At 49.0% G+C, this 18,424-nt stretch carries 20 protein-coding genes; 9 read left to right on the top strand and 11 right to left on the bottom strand.

What is annotated here, in order from left to right; all coding sequences use genetic code 11:
* Positions 1-140 precede the first annotated feature (140 nt).
* Positions 141-755 (top strand): class I SAM-dependent methyltransferase, encoded by a 615-nt coding sequence (locus KEF85_RS03525; protein WP_215583347.1) that lies wholly within the window; start codon positions 141-143, stop codon positions 753-755.
* A 184-nt stretch (positions 756-939) separates the two neighbouring features.
* Here the strand turns inward: KEF85_RS03525 and rpiA are convergent, their stop codons facing one another.
* On the bottom strand, positions 940-1,599 hold the full coding sequence (rpiA, locus tag KEF85_RS03530) for a ribose-5-phosphate isomerase RpiA (RefSeq protein ID WP_215583348.1): 660 nt from the start codon (positions 1,597-1,599) through the stop codon (positions 940-942).
* Between the two features lie 108 nt (positions 1,600-1,707).
* Here rpiA and ilvA point away from each other — a divergent pair, with 108 nt between their 5' ends.
* The 3 genes from ilvA (at position 1,708) to KEF85_RS03545 (ending at position 5,843) form a co-directional block, all read left to right on the top strand.
* Entirely contained in the window at positions 1,708-3,243 is a 1,536-nt protein-coding gene (gene ilvA, locus KEF85_RS03535; protein WP_215583349.1) for a threonine ammonia-lyase, biosynthetic, read from the top strand.
* Between the two features lie 6 nt (positions 3,244-3,249).
* Positions 3,250-4,512 carry a lipid IV(A) 3-deoxy-D-manno-octulosonic acid transferase gene (gene waaA / locus KEF85_RS03540; RefSeq protein WP_343222156.1) on the top strand — a complete coding sequence of 421 codons (1,263 nt, stop codon included), beginning with the start codon at positions 3,250-3,252 and terminating at the stop codon, positions 4,510-4,512.
* Between the two features lie 119 nt (positions 4,513-4,631).
* Entirely contained in the window at positions 4,632-5,843 is a 1,212-nt protein-coding gene (locus tag KEF85_RS03545; protein ID WP_215583350.1) for an argininosuccinate synthase, read from the top strand.
* A gap of 88 nt (positions 5,844-5,931) precedes the next feature.
* On the opposite strand, the gene KEF85_RS03550 is transcribed toward KEF85_RS03545, so the two are convergent.
* The 4 genes from KEF85_RS03550 to mobB all read right to left on the bottom strand — a co-directional run bounded on the left by KEF85_RS03550 (position 5,932) and on the right by mobB (position 9,338).
* Positions 5,932-7,287, bottom strand: a complete 1,356-nt coding sequence (locus KEF85_RS03550) for a cytochrome C (protein ID WP_246535029.1) — start codon at positions 7,285-7,287, stop codon at positions 5,932-5,934.
* A 141-nt stretch (positions 7,288-7,428) separates the two neighbouring features.
* Complete coding sequence (locus KEF85_RS03555) at positions 7,429-7,785, bottom strand: acid-shock protein (protein WP_215583351.1); 357 nt, start codon at positions 7,783-7,785, stop codon at positions 7,429-7,431.
* Positions 7,786-8,002: 217 nt separating this feature from the next.
* Positions 8,003-8,728, bottom strand: coding sequence for an elongation factor-1 alpha (locus KEF85_RS03560; protein WP_215583352.1), 726 nt, complete (start codon positions 8,726-8,728; stop codon positions 8,003-8,005).
* Positions 8,729-8,819: 91 nt separating this feature from the next.
* A complete protein-coding gene (gene mobB, locus KEF85_RS03565; RefSeq protein ID WP_215583353.1) occupies positions 8,820-9,338 on the bottom strand; it encodes a molybdopterin-guanine dinucleotide biosynthesis protein B in 519 nt (172 codons plus the stop codon).
* A gap of 84 nt (positions 9,339-9,422) precedes the next feature.
* On the opposite strand from mobB, the gene KEF85_RS03570 reads away from it, so the two are divergent.
* Positions 9,423-9,920: a J domain-containing protein gene (locus KEF85_RS03570; RefSeq protein ID WP_215583354.1), complete on the top strand. Its 498-nt coding sequence runs from the start codon at positions 9,423-9,425 to the stop codon at positions 9,918-9,920.
* A 31-nt stretch (positions 9,921-9,951) separates the two neighbouring features.
* Here KEF85_RS03570 and KEF85_RS03575 read toward each other — a convergent pair whose 3' ends face one another.
* Complete coding sequence (locus tag KEF85_RS03575) at positions 9,952-10,365, bottom strand: DUF4260 family protein (RefSeq protein WP_215583355.1); 414 nt, start codon at positions 10,363-10,365, stop codon at positions 9,952-9,954.
* Between the two features lie 104 nt (positions 10,366-10,469).
* Complete coding sequence (locus tag KEF85_RS03580; RefSeq protein WP_215583356.1) at positions 10,470-11,411, bottom strand: NAD(P)-dependent alcohol dehydrogenase; 942 nt, start codon at positions 11,409-11,411, stop codon at positions 10,470-10,472.
* Positions 11,412-11,595: 184 nt separating this feature from the next.
* Here KEF85_RS03580 and KEF85_RS03585 point away from each other — a divergent pair, with 184 nt between their 5' ends.
* The 4 genes from KEF85_RS03585 (at position 11,596) to KEF85_RS03600 (ending at position 13,485) form a co-directional block, all read left to right on the top strand.
* Entirely contained in the window at positions 11,596-11,997 is a 402-nt protein-coding gene (locus KEF85_RS03585; protein WP_281413675.1) for a winged helix-turn-helix transcriptional regulator, read from the top strand.
* Between the two features lie 192 nt (positions 11,998-12,189).
* Positions 12,190-12,849 (top strand): pyridoxamine 5'-phosphate oxidase family protein, encoded by a 660-nt coding sequence (locus KEF85_RS03590; protein ID WP_215583357.1) that lies wholly within the window; start codon positions 12,190-12,192, stop codon positions 12,847-12,849.
* A gap of 169 nt (positions 12,850-13,018) precedes the next feature.
* On the top strand, positions 13,019-13,204 hold the full coding sequence (locus tag KEF85_RS03595; RefSeq protein ID WP_215583358.1) for a hypothetical protein: 186 nt from the start codon (positions 13,019-13,021) through the stop codon (positions 13,202-13,204).
* The gene (locus tag KEF85_RS03600) at positions 13,192-13,485 is read left to right on the top strand and encodes a type II toxin-antitoxin system RelE/ParE family toxin (RefSeq protein WP_215583359.1); all 294 of its coding nucleotides are present in this window, start codon (positions 13,192-13,194) and stop codon (positions 13,483-13,485) included. Before KEF85_RS03595 ends, KEF85_RS03600 begins: the two co-directional genes overlap by 13 nt.
* 488 nt (positions 13,486-13,973) lie before the next feature.
* Here the strand turns inward: KEF85_RS03600 and KEF85_RS03605 are convergent, their stop codons facing one another.
* From KEF85_RS03605 to fdhF, 4 genes are all read right to left on the bottom strand, one after another.
* On the bottom strand, positions 13,974-14,390 hold the full coding sequence (locus tag KEF85_RS03605; protein WP_215583360.1) for an MAPEG family protein: 417 nt from the start codon (positions 14,388-14,390) through the stop codon (positions 13,974-13,976).
* A 92-nt stretch (positions 14,391-14,482) separates the two neighbouring features.
* Positions 14,483-14,701: a formate dehydrogenase subunit delta gene (locus KEF85_RS03610; protein ID WP_215583361.1), complete on the bottom strand. Its 219-nt coding sequence runs from the start codon at positions 14,699-14,701 to the stop codon at positions 14,483-14,485.
* 5 nt (positions 14,702-14,706) lie between these two features.
* The gene (gene fdhD, locus KEF85_RS03615; RefSeq protein ID WP_215583362.1) at positions 14,707-15,540 is read right to left on the bottom strand and encodes a formate dehydrogenase accessory sulfurtransferase FdhD; all 834 of its coding nucleotides are present in this window, start codon (positions 15,538-15,540) and stop codon (positions 14,707-14,709) included.
* Between the two features lie 14 nt (positions 15,541-15,554).
* Positions 15,555-18,410 carry a formate dehydrogenase subunit alpha gene (fdhF, locus tag KEF85_RS03620; RefSeq protein WP_215583363.1) on the bottom strand — a complete coding sequence of 952 codons (2,856 nt, stop codon included), beginning with the start codon at positions 18,408-18,410 and terminating at the stop codon, positions 15,555-15,557.
* Positions 18,411-18,424: the final 14 nt, after the last annotated feature.

The raw sequence follows: 18,424 nt of genomic DNA on the forward strand, positions 1-18,424 counted from the left end.
ATCGCTTACAATAACCAGCGCATTCACGCTGGTCAAATTTTAATCAACAAAGGTAATAATATGAATACATTGGAAGATTTATTGCTAATTGACAGGGAAGTGCTTGTCAGATCATTCGGCCATCAAGCAGGAGCCCAGGCATGAAACTTAATCTAGGTTGTGGCCCACAGGTAGTGGATGGCTGGTGTAATGTCGATTATTCCCTCGGTGCCCGATTATTCAAAATTCCGTTGTTTCGCACCATCAACCAAAAATTCAAACTGTTCAATCTGAATTGGCATCCTGAGATCTATCTGCATGATTTAACCAAACCCTTTCCTTGGCCGGATGCCAGTGTCGATGTGGTGTACAGTTCGCATACTCTGGAGCATTTATCCAAACAGCAAGGCCGCCGTTTTCTGGCCGAAGCCTATCGGGTGCTCAAACCCAACGGTATCATCAGAATAGTCGTGCCGGACTTACAGCATGATGTTAACGAATATTTGCAAGGTCACACCAAAGCCGATGATTTTATCGAAAACCTTGGTGTACTCTATGGATCTGACGGTCAAGGCCTCAAAAAACTGGCCAATACCTATTTTCAGTACCCACATAAATGCATGTACGACAATCCACGTCTGGTGGAAATTCTCACCGAACTGGGGTTTAACGCACAAGTACGCCCGGCTTTTGATAGTGATATTCCCGACATCAGTGCAGTGGAACTGGCGGATCGTACCCCACATTCCGCTATAGTCGAAGGCCGTAAAAACTAGTAGTTGACCCGTTGGGTGGTGACGGATGAGCCTAAATAGGGTGTGCTTCGTTGGGGCACGGGATAGTATTTTTTGCAGTAAACCCGGTAAAAAATGGTCGGCTGGTTCAGGTAGGCTTGGTTCCCCCTTTAGCCAAGGGAGAACCAAGTTTTTGGCAGGTATTTAACGATGGATTTTGCTGCTCTTACAGAGTAATGACTTCGCTGCCTTTACCAATCAACACGATATCCGCGCCGCGCAAAGCAAACAAACCATTGGTCAGCACGCCAGGAATATTGTTGATGGTTTGTTCCAGTGCCACTGGATCGAGAATGGTCAGATTATGTACGTCCAAAATTTCACAGCCATTGTCGCTGATAAAATTTTCCCGTAACACTGGCTGGCCGCCCAGTTTTACCAGTTCTCTAGCCACATAGCTACGGGCCAAAGGCAATACTTCCACAGGTAACGGGAATTTGCCCAACACATCAACTGCTTTGGTTTCGTCTACGATACAAACAAATTTTCTGCTGGCGGAGCCGATGATTTTTTCTCTGGTCAATGCACCGCCGCCGCCTTTCAGCATTTTTTTATGTGGGGTGACTTCGTCTGCACCATCCACATACACATCCAGATCGCCGGTTTGGTTCAGTTCCAGCACTGGGATGCCGATTTTTTGCAAATGCTCGGTGGTTTTGATCGAACTGGAAACCGCACCTTCAATTTCGTGTTTGAAATCACTATCGGCCAGCAGATTGATTAAATGTGTCACGGTAGAGCCGGTGCCCATGCCGATAATAGGCACGTTTTTCAAATATTTGAGGGCAGCTTGAGCGACTTGTTTTTTTAATTCATCTTGAGTCATTTTTGGTTGTCCTGATGGTTTCTTTATAAAATTCTGATACGGCGATAAACCGGTCATAGTATGGGATAATAACCGATTAAAGCCAATCCCTCAGCAGTTTTTAGGACAATGATACACAACTATATAGAAAAAATTTTGCGGGCAAAAGTTTACGATGTGGCCGAAGAAACGCCGCTGGATTTGGCGCCCACACTGTCGGAACGCATAAACAATCAGGTTTACCTGAAACGCGAAGACCTGCAGCCGGTATTTTCCTTTAAATTGCGCGGGGCTTATAACAAAATCGCTTCATTAAGCCCGGAGCAAACCGCCAATGGCGTGATTGCCGCCTCAGCCGGCAATCACGCTCAGGGCGTGGCACTGGCTGCTAAAAAACTCGGCATCAAAGCGCTCATCGTCATGCCCAAAACCACCCCGGAAATTAAAGTCAAATCCGTTAAAGCCAGAGGCGCCAAAATCGTCCTGCATGGTGATTCCTACGACGATGCCTACAGTCATGCCCAGGAACTGGTCGCTGAAAAAGGCATGACCTTTATTCACCCCTACGATGATCCCGATGTCATTGCCGGGCAGGGCACGGTAGGCATGGAAATTCTCCGCCAGCACAACGGCCCTATTCACGCTATTTTTGTGCCGGTGGGTGGTGGTGGTCTGGTGGCCGGCATTGCTGCTTACGTCAAATTTGTCCGCCCGGAGATCAAAATCATCGCCGTAGAGCCGGATGATGCCGATTGTTTAAACCAGGCCTTAATAGCCGGTCACCGGGTCGTGCTGGAACAGGTCGGCTTGTTCGCCGATGGCGTGGCGGTTAAACAAATCGGCGCAGAAACCTTCCGTATTGCCCAGCAATATGTTGATCAGGTAGTAACCGTCAGCACCGACGAAATTTGTGCGGCCATTAAGGATATTTTTGACGATACCCGCTCAGTGGCCGAACCTGCCGGTGCTTTGGCCGTAGCCGGCCTGAAAAAATATGCTGAACAGCAGGGGCTGGTTCAGGAAACCCTGGTCGCCATCGATAGTGGCGCCAATATTAATTTTGACCGGCTGCGTTATGTGGCGGAACGTACCTCGGTGGGTGAACATCGAGAAATATTGCTGGCGGTGGCCATTCCCGAACTGCCCGGCAGTTTTTTAAAGTTCTGCAAAATGCTGGGTAAACGCAGCATCACCGAATTTAATTACCGTTATTTCAACCAGCAGATGGCCCAGGTGTTTGTTGGTATCACCAGTAGTGGGGTGGAGGCCGATCGCTGGCAATTGATAAATCAGCTTAACAGCGAAGGATTCAGTGTCACCGATATGACCATCAGTGAGTTGGCCAAGGATCACATCCGCTATATGGTCGGCGGCCATGCTCCTTGCGAACTTCAAGAAAGCATTTACAGTCTGCAATTTCCGGAACGGCCTGGTGCTTTGCTGAAGTTTCTCACCGCTTTGGGCAGTCAATGGAATATCAGCCTGTTTCACTACCGCAATCATGGTGCGGCTTTTGGCAAAGTTTTAATCGGTCTGCAACTTGGTGCAGAGGTAAAGCTGTTTGAGCAAGCCCTGCACGAACTGGGGCTGGCCTATCATGCCGAAACCGGTAATCCCGCCTATCAGCTGTTTGCCGGCGGTGGCGAAGTCATCAGTCGCCCCTAGTTCCGCATGTTGCGCCGTTTTTATACCTTATTATTCAGTGCTTTATTGCCGCTAATTCTGTTAAGGCTATATTGGCGCGGCATTAAAGCCCCCCAATACCGCCAGCGTTGGCGTGAACGGCTGGGCTGTTACCAGACCCAGCCGCGCCGCCATGTCATCTGGCTGCATGCCGTCTCGGTCGGCGAAGCTGAAGCCGGCTTTGCCTTATTAAATAGCCTGCAACAGCGCTATCCCGCTGCCGATTTCCTGATTACCACCACTACGCCCACCGGCTCGGCACGGGTGCAGACCGTATTAACCGGCAATGTTGCCCACGTCTACCTGCCTTACGACATTCCTTATATCCTCAACCGGTTTTTCCAGCATTTTCAGCCTAGAATCGCCATCATCATGGAAAAGGAAATCTGGCCCAATCTCTATGCCGGCTGTGCCGCCAGACGCATTCCCATCGCCATCGTCAACGCCCGTTTATCACCGCGTTCGGCTGCGTCTTACCAAAAAATCCCTGGCTTGTTAAAGCCTGCCTTGGCTCAGGTCAACCTGATAGCCTGCCAGACCAGCGCCGATAGTCAACGCTTTCAGAGCATAGGTGCCAGCCCGCAACAGCTGAAAGTGCCGGGTAATATTAAATTTGATATGCACATCCCGGCTGCAGTGATAGAGGCCGGTCGTGAATTACATCAGCAATTGTTCATCAATCGCTTCGTCTGGATTATCGCCAGCAGTCATCAAGGCGAAGAAGCCTTGATTCTGTCCAGCTATGCCCAATTAAAACAGCGTATCCCCGAACTGCTGTTGCTCATTGTACCGCGTCATCCCGAGCGCTTTACCGATGTTGAAAAACTCTGCCTTGCCCAGCATCTGCAAGTCGTCATGCGCAGTCGGCAGCAGCAGATCACCTCGGCCTGTGATGTCTATATTGCCGACAGTATCGGCGAATTAAAAATGCTTTACGCCGCTGCCGATGCCGCTTTTGTCGGCGGCAGTCTGGTGCCGGTCGGCGGTCACAATGTCCTGGAACCTGCGGCGGTGGGTACCCCCATTCTGTTTGGTCCACATATGTTTAACTTCCAGGATATCGCTGAACAAATGCTTGCCGCCAACGCCGCCCAACAATGTCAGGACCCGGCAGCGCTGGCCTTGGCCTTACTAAAACTTTACCAAGAGCCAGGCTACCGCCAGACCCTGGTCAGCAACGCTCAAACCTTTGTCCGGCAAAACCAGGGAGCCACCACCCGCCTCACTGAGTTATTGGCCGCTTATCTATAAAGATTGCATCAGCCCCTTATTGTTTCCCGGTTTCAGCAAATCCACTTTGTCTCCACAAGCAAGGTTTTTTTTACGGTATAATTTTCGGTTAATTAAATCTTTGAAGGTGTAAACGCATCATGTCTGAAGTCAAAAAAGTAGTGTTAGCCTATTCCGGCGGTCTTGATACCTCTGTCATCCTGAAATGGTTGCAGGATGTCTACGATTGTGAAGTGGTGACATTTACTGCCGATATCGGTCAAGGCGAAGAACTGGAACCGGCGCGGGGTAAAGCCACCGCGGCCGGCGTTAAACAAATTTATATCGATGATTTGCGTGAAGAATTTGCCAGAGACTTTGTGTTTCCGATGTTTCGCGCCAACACCGTTTATGAAGGCGAATACCTGCTCGGCACCTCGATTGCCCGGCCACTGATCGCCAAACGCCTGATTGAAATCGCCAACGAAACCGGTGCCGATGCGGTCTCTCACGGCGCTACCGGCAAAGGTAACGACCAGGTACGTTTTGAACTGGGCGCTTATGCCTTGCGCCCGGACATTAAAATCATCGCCCCTTGGCGGGAATGGGATTTGAACTCCCGGCAAAAACTGCTGGCCTATGCCGAACAGCACGGCATTCCCGTGGAAATGAAAAAAGGCAAAGCCTCGCCTTATTCCATGGACGCCAATTCCCTGCATATTTCTTACGAAGGCCGCATCCTTGAAGACCCCTGGGCCGAGCCGGAAGAAGATATGTGGCGCTGGACAGTGTCGCCGGAAAATGCTCCTGATAAAGCCACCTATCTGGAATTAAGTTTCCAGCGCGGAGATATCGTCGCCATCGACGGTGTACCGCACAGCCCCGCGCAAGTGATGGAACAGCTCAACAAAGTCGCCGGCGCCAATGGCGTTGGCCGACTCGATATTGTGGAAAATCGCTATGTAGGTATGAAATCCAGAGGTTGCTACGAAACCCCTGCCGGCACTGTCATGCTCAAAGCCCATCGAGCCATCGAATCCTTGACCCTGGATCGCGAAGTAGCTCATTTAAAAGACGAATTAATGCCCCGCTATGCTTCGCTGATTTACAACGGTTATTGGTGGACACCAGAACGGACCATGCTGCAAACCATGATTGATGCCTCACAAGTCCACGTCAATGGCAAAGTCAGGCTGAAATTATACAAAGGCAATGTCACTGTGGTCGGCAGAGCTTCTGAATCCGATAGTTTGTTTGACGAAAACATCGCCACTTTCGAAGAAGATGGCGGCGCGTATAATCAAAAAGACGCGGAAGGTTTTATCAAATTAAACGCGCTCAGATTACGTATCGCCGCCAAAAAGCGCCGCTAATTTCCACTGTGTTTCATTGAGAGATTGAACCTGCCTTAAACATAAAAAGGCAGGTTCCCTTGCATAGCTCATCGTTAAAGTATTTCTTTTAAAACATCAGCCAGCTATTCAGATAAAAAGTATTGTTATCACTGGCGTTACGCCCAGAACCATCGTAATTCTTGACGGCTCCATCGAACAGGGTATAAGCCACATACTGTGCGGCAAAACGCAGATTCAGGTATGAATCCAGTCCGGTCGTGGCTTTTTTTCCAAACGGCACATAATCCAGTTCAAAGCTAAAATACTCGGAATTGGGTCGTTGGTTCGGCGAAGAGGAATACAGCTTGGCATCGGAGTTACCGTATATATGGTTAAATCCGGCACTAAAACTGTAAGTTTGCAGAAATGTGTAAGAACCGTTTAAAGCCAGAAAGCCCAATTGCTGATTGGAATTGGTCGATCCGTTCAGAAGGGTATTGGTGGTCCACAGCTCCTGCTGCTCCCGCACATAACTGGCTTTGGTTTCAAAAATGTGTCTGGGGTTGGCCAGATACTGATAGTTGAAATCAACACCCAGATCGGTATAACGGTCAGTACCCGGCACGGTAACATTCGGGCGAACATTAGCGCGAAAACCGAAATGTCCTAACGAAGCATAATGGCCGTGCCATTCTTTCTGTAAGCCGATGCGCCAGTAAGGTGCGCCGCCGTCAATTTTTACCGAACCGCTATTTGCCGAATAATTCGGATTGGAAGTATCCCATTGCCCAAAGCTGCGCTGTACGCCTTTGGCAAAACTGGTATAAGCTCCGGCTTCCACAAACACCGTGTCAGCTATCATGCTGTATAAAGTAGCCCCGCCCACCTGGCCGCCGACACTGCTCAGCAAGGGGCCGGCTGCGGGTGTGGCTGCTAATGGCGAGGAAACATAGGGAAAGCTCCAGCCCGGCGTGGTATTCCACAAATCCTGCACGGTAGGGTTATTATTAAATGACACACCGTAAATCAGCGACTGATTAAATAAATCAATATCATCACTCAGGCGGATATCAGTGTTATCAACTGCAAAATTATTGCCCACCCCGGAATACGTCAGTTGCACAAAAGCACCCATAAAGTCGGTAACTTTGCCGCCATAAAACAAGGAGGCCTGATCCAGAGCGATACTGTTATTGGCAAATGCCGGGTCGTCGCGTTTGGTGTTGGTCAGCGAACCCTGCACCTGACCGCCCAAGCGGCTAAGCTGGGATTTGTTAGTGCCCCAAGTATAGGCATTCAGCTTAAACTGCCTGCCGTAAGGGGTGAGGTTCGGACCAAATGCCTGAGTATGGCAGGCCGTACACGCCATTCCGGTTTGTCTGGTAAAGCTGGGCAAGGCGTTGGCATCAGTCGAGAACAGCAACCATAAGCCGGCAATCGGCGCACACTGGAGAATAAAACTGCGTTTAAAAAAATTTTCCATATTAACAAGATGTATTGAGAGGGGCTGGTGCTGTTAAGCTTTTAAGTCAAGCTATGTCAGTTAATGCCAAAAATGCTGGACAGGTTCAAAACCCCAAGTTGTGCCGCTTGGTAAAATTGGGGTTAGCATGACATGATCTGCTTATTTATCGACAGGATGATGCTCATGAGTTTTGGCGGTTGCCGCGTGTTCTTCGGCAATCGCCTCATAAAGCTTAGCCAATTTCTCATGATGTTCCGCCAACTTATGATGACCCAGTTTGGCATGTTCCCTGGCTAAAGAGGCATGGTGTAGGCCTAGCGCATGGTAATACTCGGCAGTATCTTTATGGTGAGAAGCTGCTGCAGCATGTTCTTCGGCAGAATTTGCGGCGATATTATGATGACCAGGGTGTTCCGGTGCCGGCAAAACCTCAGCAAGGGCCGGCGAACCGATTGCGCATAACAGCATGGCCAAACCCAGGGTTTTGATGGAAAAGAAATTCGAAGCTAAATTCATAAGATTAATCTCATCACAAATAATGGTAAGGATAGCTGATTCAGCTAGCATTTACTCATTTTACCGGATATTTGTTAAGGTTATGCGTGAGACTGCTTATTCATACTACAGACTTATACTTGCCGGTTGCAGCCGCCGTCAGCAAGCCCACATGTCGAAGCCCTTTTAGGTAATGTTGGGGAGAAAATATTGGGTAATTTTGCTTATTATCAGGAAATCAACCGGCAGACCACCAATGTTTCGGCACCCACATTTGAATTAAAGACGTAAATATCATAATAGTGGAGGCCAGACTATAGCCAATGCCGCCTATCATGGTCAGCCAGGCAAATACCGGAAAATATTTAGTCAACCACCAGGACAGAATATCCAGCACCAGAAAAGCAAAAGGGGTGAATATCAGCAACACTTGCAAGCGCTGCGGAAACTCGGCCAAGGCAAAAATCCAGCCGACAAACATAAAAATAAAACCAATGCCGAATAAATGAATATGTGAGACGCGGGTAAGCGCATTTATCGTGGCGCCCTGATCCACCGCTGTTTCTTTCAGCACATTTTCCAGTTTGCTGAAATCCGGCAGGTTTGACGCACTGTTGTGGCAGGCAACACAATGCTCTTCAATTAGAGGCTGAATTTTTGTCGGCCAATCCTCGGCAGGCGCACCATCATGCGTCCATTGGATTAAGGTAAAACCAACCTGTCCCGGCGCCATCGCTTTCATAGGGCCTTTGAGCATGGTTTCCAATTTGGAATTGGTACGGTTACCGTAGTAACTGTAGATAATGTCATTTAAAGACAATCCGGGCTTACCGTCCGCCATGCCGTGGGTGAGCATGATTTGGGCGCCAGCCATCATTAAGCCAACCCCGATCACCAGCAAAAAGCCGCTGAACAAGGCCTTAAACTTCAAGGGTAGCTGAGAAAGTTGAGTGTCTGCAATCATGAGATACCATTTGGTAAAGAGTGGTGAAAATATATTAACAACAGCAATGATTTCAGGCTTCTCATGCCACTTGCTGGTAAATGTGGAGCTGCTAGCTTAAAGTTTGCTGCACAATAAAATCGGCAATCTGGGCAATTGCATTCAAATCCAGCTGCTTAACATGCCCAGGCACCGGCAATGGTTCATCACTGGCAATAGCAATAATATTGGCATCATCAGGATACAGCAAAGGCTTGCCCAGGCTGGGCCGGTGCAGCTCAATTTTCGGAAAAGCCGCATCCCTGAAACCCTCCACCAAAATCAAATCCAGGCCCGTGCCCGGAAATGCCGCCAGTTCTTCCGCCAGACTGATGGCGCGCGGCGGCGTAAATTCAGTAATCAGCGCCCGCCGATAAGGCGATACCAGTAATACCGGAACAGCCCCGGCTTGCCGCAGCCTGTAACTGTCCTTACCGGGCTGGTCTATGTCGAAATCATGGTGACTATACTTGATAACCCCAACCCGTAAACCGCGCTGGCGTAGAATCGGTAACAACCCGGTTAATAATGTCGTTTTCCCCGTGCCGCTAAAAGCGGCAAAGCCCAGTATCGCAGGTAATTTATCCGGCATTGCTGATTCGCTCTGTCATTCAATACATGGCATTCTAAGACATAATACGGTAATCTGCTCAGCAGTCTGAACAGGTTGATGGTCATGATACGCATTTTCTTATTTGCAGTAATACTGCTGCTGATTTACTGGATATTGAACTGGTTTAAAAATACCCCGGCTGCTGTTGTGCGTCAGGTTTTAAAAAAATCCGGCTGGTGGCTGGTGCTTGCGGTATTGCTGATATTAATGCTGAGTGGTCGTCTGACCTGGTTGCTGGCGGGGTTGGGGGTTGGGGTGGCATTTGTGTTGCGAACCCTGCCGGTATTGTTACGCTATGCGCCGCATTTACACAAACTCTGGTCTATATTCCAATCGGCCAAAACCGGCAGGCAGCAACAGTCATCTGCCGGTCGGCCCGGTAATGCCAATCTCAGTCAGGCAGAGGCTTTGCAGATCCTGGGCTTAAAACCCGGCGCCAATAGCGCCGAAATTATAGCTGCCCACCGCAAACTCATTTCCCGGTTGCATCCCGACCGGGGCGGTTCCGATTATCTGGCTGCCCAAATAAACCTGGCCAAGCAAGTGCTGCTGGGCCGTTGACATAATCGGCAAATTTAAACCAAATCGGTTCCTACTTGGTACAAGGCAAATAACGCCCCAACTTAAGATTGCTTGCTTGACCAATGACGCCAAGATGAGTGATTTTAAAACCTTCCGGGTATTTCAAGCCATACCCGAACATACGGTCCAACCCTATATGCACGAACCAGATCAGCGCCAGACTCAGCAACAAATCATCAGCAAGGGCCAGGGCCGCCAAGGCCAGTGCACAAGGTAAAATTTTGGCATGAGTGATATTATAAGTCAGCGCGCCAATTCTGGCATTGATCAGGTAGCCCAGCAGTGCCAAGTCAGGCAGCAGTAAAGTGGACCAAAATAATCCCCAGCCAAAGCTGAAATGACTATATCCGGCCAGCGCCAGAATAAATACAGCCAAGCCTTCCAATCGTAACAAACAATTCGGTTTTTCAAATATAGATAGCATGTTGATACCAGATTTATAAAAAACGTAACTACTCAGTGTCTAAATAGCTATTTAAAAACAGATAGCTGTAGTTTGTGCCAAACACAGTGCAGGGCAGCAAACCCTTACCCTTCATCCGTTATGATGACAGCTTTACCTTTAGTGCGTCGCCCCGTTTCAAGATCGGTAATCAAAGCTATGGCTTCTGCCAGCTTTGCGGTGCGACCGATAGAAATACTCAGTTTACCGGCGGCAGCAAGCTCGGCCAGCTTTTCCAGGATTTGCGGATTTATACTGCCGAACACAAATTTGTGTTGTCTCGAATACAAACTGCGTATCAATTTATAAGGGCTGGGGTTGATGTCTATGACCACCCCGCTAGACTTGATTAGCGCATCGCCTTGTTGCGGAGTAAGGCCGCCGTTGCAATCGAAGACGATATCAAATGTCTTATGTAACTCGGCAGGAATTGCCTGCGTGTAGTCTAAAACCTGATCTATACCTAGCTCGGCTTTAGCAGTCGAGATTGATTTGGGGCTAACCCGGCCAGTCACAACTGCACCCAGGTTTTTGGCAATGTCTATAGCTGCCTGTCCCACGCCACCATAAGCACCATTGATAAACACATTTTGTCCAGCCTGCAAGCCGCCTTTTTGCACCAGGGCCAGCCAGGCAGTTGTGCCGGCAATCGGCAGGGTTGCTGCGGCTGCAAAAGAAATGGAGGGTGGTTTTTTGCTGGCCAGCTTCTCCTGAGTGATCAGCTGTTCCGCAAAGGCCCCGGATGATTTGATAGGAACGCTGCCAAATACCTCGTCCCCGACTTTAAAGCGGGTTACGCCTTTGCCCACGCCAGCCACGATACCCGAAAAATCCGTCCCCATGGCACGAGGCATCCGGCCACCGCTGATCAACTTCATAGCGCCTTGGCGGATCTTCCAGTCCACGGGATTGATAGAACTGGCCTTGACTTGAACCAAGATTTCGTCACTGTCAGGAGCAGGCAAGTCATAAGTCTCCAGGCGCATTTCTTCAGGGCCGCCGTAGCGGTAATATTGAATTCGTTTCATAGTTAGCCTCTGATTTTATTGATATGACAAGGATGTCGCCTATTTTATGCACCAGGCCAGCAAAAAAATCTCCGCTGTGCCGCGCTGAATGCAAGCTGACAGGAGGACACAAATTGTTCGTAGAAACAATTTGTGCGTTACACTATGATACAGCGCATAAAACTTTCTACAAGGAGGCACTTTTTTGAGCGATACGCACATATCTGTTCGTCAGGCAGAAACATCCCATAGCGAATGCCGGGCGGTAGCGGATATCCTGGCTCGGATCGGCGATAAATGGACCGTAATGGTGATAGGCGTGTTGTCGCATGGGCCTATGCGCTACAACCAATTGCACCGCGCAGTCGAAGGTATATCCCAACGGATGCTTACCCTAACACTTAAAGGGCTGGAGCAAGACGGCTTGCTGAAGCGCACCGTGTATCCCACCGTACCGCCACGGGTAGACTACCAGTTGACGGAATTGGGCCTGACCTTGATCGTACCGCTGCAGTCACTTTATGAATGGGCTGTCGAGAATCGGCCGGCTATGCAAGCTGCTAGAAAAAAATTCGCCCAGAACAAGCCGGAGACTGGTTTGAGTTAAGCCGATTTTGCGTTGGATACCGCACGTTTATACAAGCGTGATCTATTCGGTATCGTTTAAGCTTGCCAAAAAAGTTTCGGGTTAGTGGGCATTAATTCTCCGTACCCGAAAATCGCTGAGCAGTAGGGAGCTATAGGATTTGCCGAATCCTGCCCCCTGATCTTAACCATAAATAGATTTCCTGAGGATAATATGAGCAATATATATGGAGAACAGCATCGGGCCTTGCAACAATCCTTCGATACCGTGCAGTTGGCCGATAGAGTCCAAGAACTGATCGTGCTGCCCGAAATACCCGAACCCCACCAAAGTTTCATTGAATCACGCGACATGTTCTTTCTCACCACGGTCGATCACCGTGGCTATCCCACCTGCTCCTACAAAGGCGGGGCACCCGGTTTCGTCAAGGTGCTGGATAGTAGCACTTTGATTTTCCCCAGTTACGACGGCAACGGCATGTTCCTGTCTATGGGCAACATCACCGCCAATAATAAGATCGGCATGCTGTTTATCGATTTCGAGAACCCGCATCGATTAAGAGTACATGGCATTGCCAGTATTGAGCAAAACGATACTCTGCTTGAATCATTTCTGGGCGCGGAATTGCTGGTGCGGGTTACGGTGACGGAAATATTTGTTAATTGTCCGCGCTATATCCACCAGTACCACCGGCTAAATACCTCCAAATATGCGCCCCAGCCTGGTTGTGAAACCCCGCCACAACCGCAATGGAAGCGCATAGATGCCATCCAGGATGCATTGCCTGCCGCCGCAAAAAATATAGCCGAGCAAATGGGCGGCACCATCACGCCGGAACAATACGGGGAGTTGTTGATGCAGGGGCAAGGCTGATGAATCAGTTTAATTCAAACAGTAAAAGTATTGACACAATCGATTTTTTGTCTGACCATAGTTTTTACGGTGATGTTGCGAGTGTTGTTTCGTGAGCCCGCCGACTCAAGAAAAAATACCGATCCGTTAAACTTTAGAACCATTTTATGACTAGCGTTTCAAATTTATAATGATGAACGTCAAAGAAAAAATGTCTGCAGTTGTCAACGCTCAACCTGAAGATAGCAGTATAGACGAAATTTTACGAGAACTCGCGTTTTTACGTATGATTGAAAAAGGGTTGGATGATTCCCGTCAAAACCGCATGATCCCTCATGCGGAAATGAAGCAGCGCATGCTTAAATGGCGGAAATAAATTGGACAGATGAAGCCGAATTATGGCTGAAGGAAATATACGACTATATCGCGCAGGATAAACAACAGGCTGCTGAAAATGTTATATTCGGGATTTTTCAAAAAGTTGATCTTCTAGCCGATCATCCTGAAATAGGACATTTTTATCGAAAGGAAACTGATGGCGATATCCGTATTTTGTTATATGGGCATTATCGCATTGCCTATATTATAAAGAACCAATCGCAAATCGACATTTTAGGCGTATTTCATGGAGCGCTCAATATCGATCTGCTGATCTAATGTAATTACACTAAATACTAAGTTGAGGATCAGGTATCAACAATTAGACCCCATACGTTCGGTTTAATGTTTGATTGTTGATGCCTGACCCCACGTGTACATAGTCTTTCATATAGAGCTGGATTTGTTAGGCGGCATTGATGCTATCTAAAAAGCGAATATTTTTAGACAAGATTAAGCGGGGTAAAACTTCGATTTTATCAGGCATCGACAGTCAAAGTTCGACCCTTTACTTTTGGCTTCCGGTGAGACAATTTTGATCGATGGCAGTTGCTGCTTACCCAACTGACATCGTCCAAAAAGCATAAAAAATGTGGCTAAGCATGGTGAGATGAGCTTAATTCAAACGGTAAAATATTGACACAATCGATTTTTTGTTTGACCATACTTTTTAAGCTGATGTCGCGAGTGTTGTTTCGTGAGTCCGCCGAATCAAGAAAAATACCGATCCGTTAAACTCTGCCGATGATACCCACATCGTTTGTAAATTAAATGATTGCCACAAAAAGTCGTAGCCAGATTACGATAAGTATCATGCCGCCCAGTAAGAAAGGAATCATGCGATGACGTACATTATTGTAAGTGGTATGAATATAGGAATGGATAAAACGGCTGCCGACATATAACCATGCCAGGCTGAGATATATAAAGTCGGTTTGTTTTGTTATATAGATCATTAGCGCAACCACATAAAACAACACCGGTATTTCCAGCAAGTTCTCAAAATTCCGACTCACTTTTACTAGATAGTCAGGTGGTTCATAGCCGCGGTTGAGTTCGTAGTACCGCCGATTCAGATCACCCTGCTTGACAGCCTTAAATCTCAGCTTGGCCATCCACAGCGAAATAAAAAAAGTAAATCCGCCTAATGCAAAAACCGGCAACAGAATGCTTTCTTGAGTCATAGGGCTTCACATCTTGCTTGGTTTGATTCCCTTGTTTATCGGGGCTTATAGGCCGAAAATGGCCTTTTCGGCCAGCTCGAAAATCCGGCAGCCTAAGGCTTAGCGGCAATATGCTTAACCGCTTCAGCGACAATATCCAGTAATTCCTGATCACCTTTCTCCACATAAGCAATAATCTGCTTACGCATGCGTGGCTCCCAAAAATTGCGGATGTGTTGCTCCACACCTTGAATGGCCAATACTCTGTCCGGCTCAGATTTGAAAAAAGCGCCGATGTTGTTGGCCATTTTGATTAAATTGCTGTTATCCATGAGTTTTATGCGATTGAGGCTTGATAGTGGGTTAAACGATGAGGATGAGTATAAATTACATGATTGTCATTGCGGGTAAAACCCACCAGCGTCAGACCGCATTCTTCGGCCAACTGAATGGCCAATGCGGTGGGCGCAGAAATCGCCGCCAACAGAGTAATGCCGACACTGGAGGCTTTCTGTACCATTTCATAACTGGCGCGGCTGGTTACCAGCAGCCAGCCGGCTTCAAAATTGGTTTCAGCTTTGGCCAGGGCGCCAATCAGCTTGTCCAGCGCGTTATGCCGTCCCACATCTTCCCTGACCACAGTCACACCTTGCGGGGTCAACCAGCCGGCAGCATGTACTGCGCCGGTCAATTGATTTAACGACTGTTTTTGGTACATGGCTGTCATGGCTCCGCTTAACAGCTGGGCATCCAGCGCCAGCCCGGCTTTGACCGGGCGTGGCCGTCTGATCGCCTGTTCCAGCGTAGTTGCACCGCATAAACCACAGCCGGTGCGGCCTGTCATATTGCGGCCTTTGCCGTGTAACTGCTCAAAACGCGGCTCCGGGATAGTCATGCGCACTTCCACACCTTTAGAGCGTTGCACCACCCGGATACTTTGCAGTTCAGCCGGATGAGCAATAATTTCTTCGGTCAAGCTGAAGCCCAGCGCAAAATCTTCCAGATTCAGCGGCGTGGTCAGCATCACCACATGCGGCAGCTGGTTATATACCAGCACTACCGGCACTTCTTCGGCAACACAGTCCTCTTTCTGAGTGTGATCCGGGCCGCGCCAGTAATCAAAAGTTGCCTTCCGATAACTGGCCCAACCCAACTCACTGATAGCATCCATTAACAGAGTAAACCTTATTCAGCGGTACTGAAAATCCGGTTTTCCAGTAAAGCCAACTGATCGTCGCTAAAGCTTTGGTATTGTGCTTGCCATTCTGATGGCTGCGCCACCTTGGCTACATGCACTGCCGTTACTTTATATTCAGGACAGTTGGTTGCCCAGTCTGAATTGTCAGTGGTAATTACATTAGCTCCAGAATGAGGGAAATGGAAAGTGGTATAAACCACACCCGGCTGCATGCGGTCGGTAATTATGGCATGCATCACGGTTTCACCGGCACGGCTTTTTACCCCAACCCAGTCGCCATCGGCAATACCCAATACTTCAGCATCATGCGGATGGATTTCCAGGCGGTCTTCGTCATGCCAGGCCACATTCTCGGTGCGGCGGGTTTGGGCGCCCACATTGTACTGCGACAGAATCCGGCCTGTGGTCAGAATCAATGGATATTCCCGGTTAGTCCGTTCCGGTGTGGCAATATACTCAGTGTTCAGGAAGCGGCCTTTACCGCGCACAAACGTATCGGCATGCATAATCGGTGTACCTTCCGGCGCACTATCATTGCAAGGCCATTGAATACTGCCCAATTCATCCAGTTTTTCATAACTAACCCCGGCAAATTGCGGTGTCAGGCTGGCAATTTCCGCCATAATTTCAGACGGATGACTGTAATGCATCGGATAACCCAGGGCATTGGCCAGATCCTGAGTCACTTCCCAGTCTTCCTTGCCTGCCAATGGAGTCATTACTTTGCGTACTGGCGAAATTCGGCGTTCGGCATTGGTAAAGGTGCCGTTTTTCTCCAGGAAGGAAGAGCCCGGTAAAAACACATGAGCAAATTTTGCCGTTTCGTTCAGAAAAATATCCTGTACTATCAGGCAGTCCAGAGAACGCAGGGCATGATGCACATGTTGAGTATCCGGATCGGACTGGGCGATATCTTCACCTTGTACGTACAGGCCTCTAAAAGTGCCGTCAATTGCGGCAGCAAACATATTCGGAATCCGTAACCCCGGTTCAGATTCCAGTTTCACACCCCAGGCCGTTTCAAACAAAGCCCGGGTGCTGGTGTCGGAAACATGCCGGTAGCCGACAAACTCATGCGGGAAAGACCCCATATCGCAGGAACCCTGCACATTGTTCTGGCCGCGCAGCGGATTAACACCCACACCTTCCCGGCCGATATTGCCGGTCGCCATCGCCAAATTGGCGATACCGATCACAGTAGTAGAACCTTGGCTGTGCTCAGTGACGCCCAAGCCATAATAGATCGCGCCATTACCTGCTTCAGCATATAAACGGGCGGCAGCACGTAATTCTTCAGGATTAACCCCACTGAGTTCCGCTATCGCTTCAGGAGAATGTTGCGGCAGCGACACAAAAGTTTTCCATTTTTGGAAAGACTCCACATCACAACGCTCATTCACAAAAGCTTCATCAGTCAAACCTTCGGTAACAATCACATGGGCTAATGCCGTGACAACCGCCACATTGGTGCCGGGACGCAGTTTCAAATGATATTCAGCCTTGATGTGCGGGCTTTTTCTGACCAGATCAATGCTGCGCGGATCAATGACTATCAGTTTCGCACCTTCACGCAGGCGGCGTTTCATCAAAGAGCCGAATACCGGGTGACCATCGGTAGGATTAGCGCCGATCACCAAAATCACATCGGCCAGTTTTACCGAATCAAAAGTCTGGGTGCCGGAAGATTCCCCGAAAGTGGTTTTCAAACCATAACCGGTAGGAGAATGGCAAACCCGGGCGCAGGTATCCACATTATTATTGCCGAAACCAGCGCGGATCAGCTTTTGCACCAGAAAGGTTTCTTCATTGGTGCAGCGTGATGAGGTAATGCCGCCGATGGAATGACGACCATATTTGCCCTGAATTTGTTTCAGACGGCTGGCTGCATACTGGATGGCTTCCTCCCAACTGACAACCCGCCACGGATCGCTGATTTTGTCGCGAATCATCGGGGTGGTGATGCGGTCCTTATGGGTGGCGTAACCAAACGCAAATCGGCCTTTCACGCAGGAGTGACCATGATTGGCGCCGCCGTTTTTGTCCGGTACCATGCGCACCAATTGTTCGCCTTTCATTTCGGCGCGGAAAGAACAGCCCACGCCGCAATAAGCGCAAGTTGTAATGGTGCTGTGTTCCGGTTGACCGTGATCTATAACCGATTTTTCCATTAAAGTTGCGGTCGGGCAGGCTTGTACACAAGCGCCGCAAGATACGCACTCGGATTCCATAAAGGCCTGATCCTGACCCGGAGACACATGCGATTCAAAGCCACGTCCCGAGATAGTCAGGGCAAAAGTGCCTTGCACCTCTTCGCAAGCCCGCACACAACGGGAGCAGACGATACATTTCGAGGGATCAAAACTGAAGTAAGGATTGCTGGTGTCTTTGTCGGCACCCAGGTGGTTTTCGCCGGCAAAGCCATAACGTACATCACGCAAACCCACCGCGCCTACTGTGTCTTGCAGTTCGCAATCGCCGTTGGCGGCGCAGGTCAGGCAGTCCAGCGGATGATCAGATATATACAGCTCGGCAATACCCTTGCGGATAGTCGCCAGCTTTTCGTTTTGGGTGTGTACTTTCATGCCTTCGGCAACCGGTGTGGTGCAAGAGGCCGGATAACCACGCGCACCATCGATTTGCACCAGACACATCCGGCACGAACCAAAAGGCTCCAGGCTATCGGTGGCACACAGTTTCGGGATGCTGATACCGGCTTCCGCCGCTGCTCGCAAGACCGAAGTGCCGGAATTCACCACCACCTTGTGGCCGTCGATTTCCAGACTGACTTTGTCCTGGCCTGAGCTGACGGGAGTTCCATAATCAATTTCAAAATTGGCTGACATAAAGCTATCTCCTA

This window comes from Methylomonas paludis (assembly GCF_018734325.1).
GTDB lineage: Bacteria > Pseudomonadota > Gammaproteobacteria > Methylococcales > Methylomonadaceae > Methylomonas > Methylomonas paludis.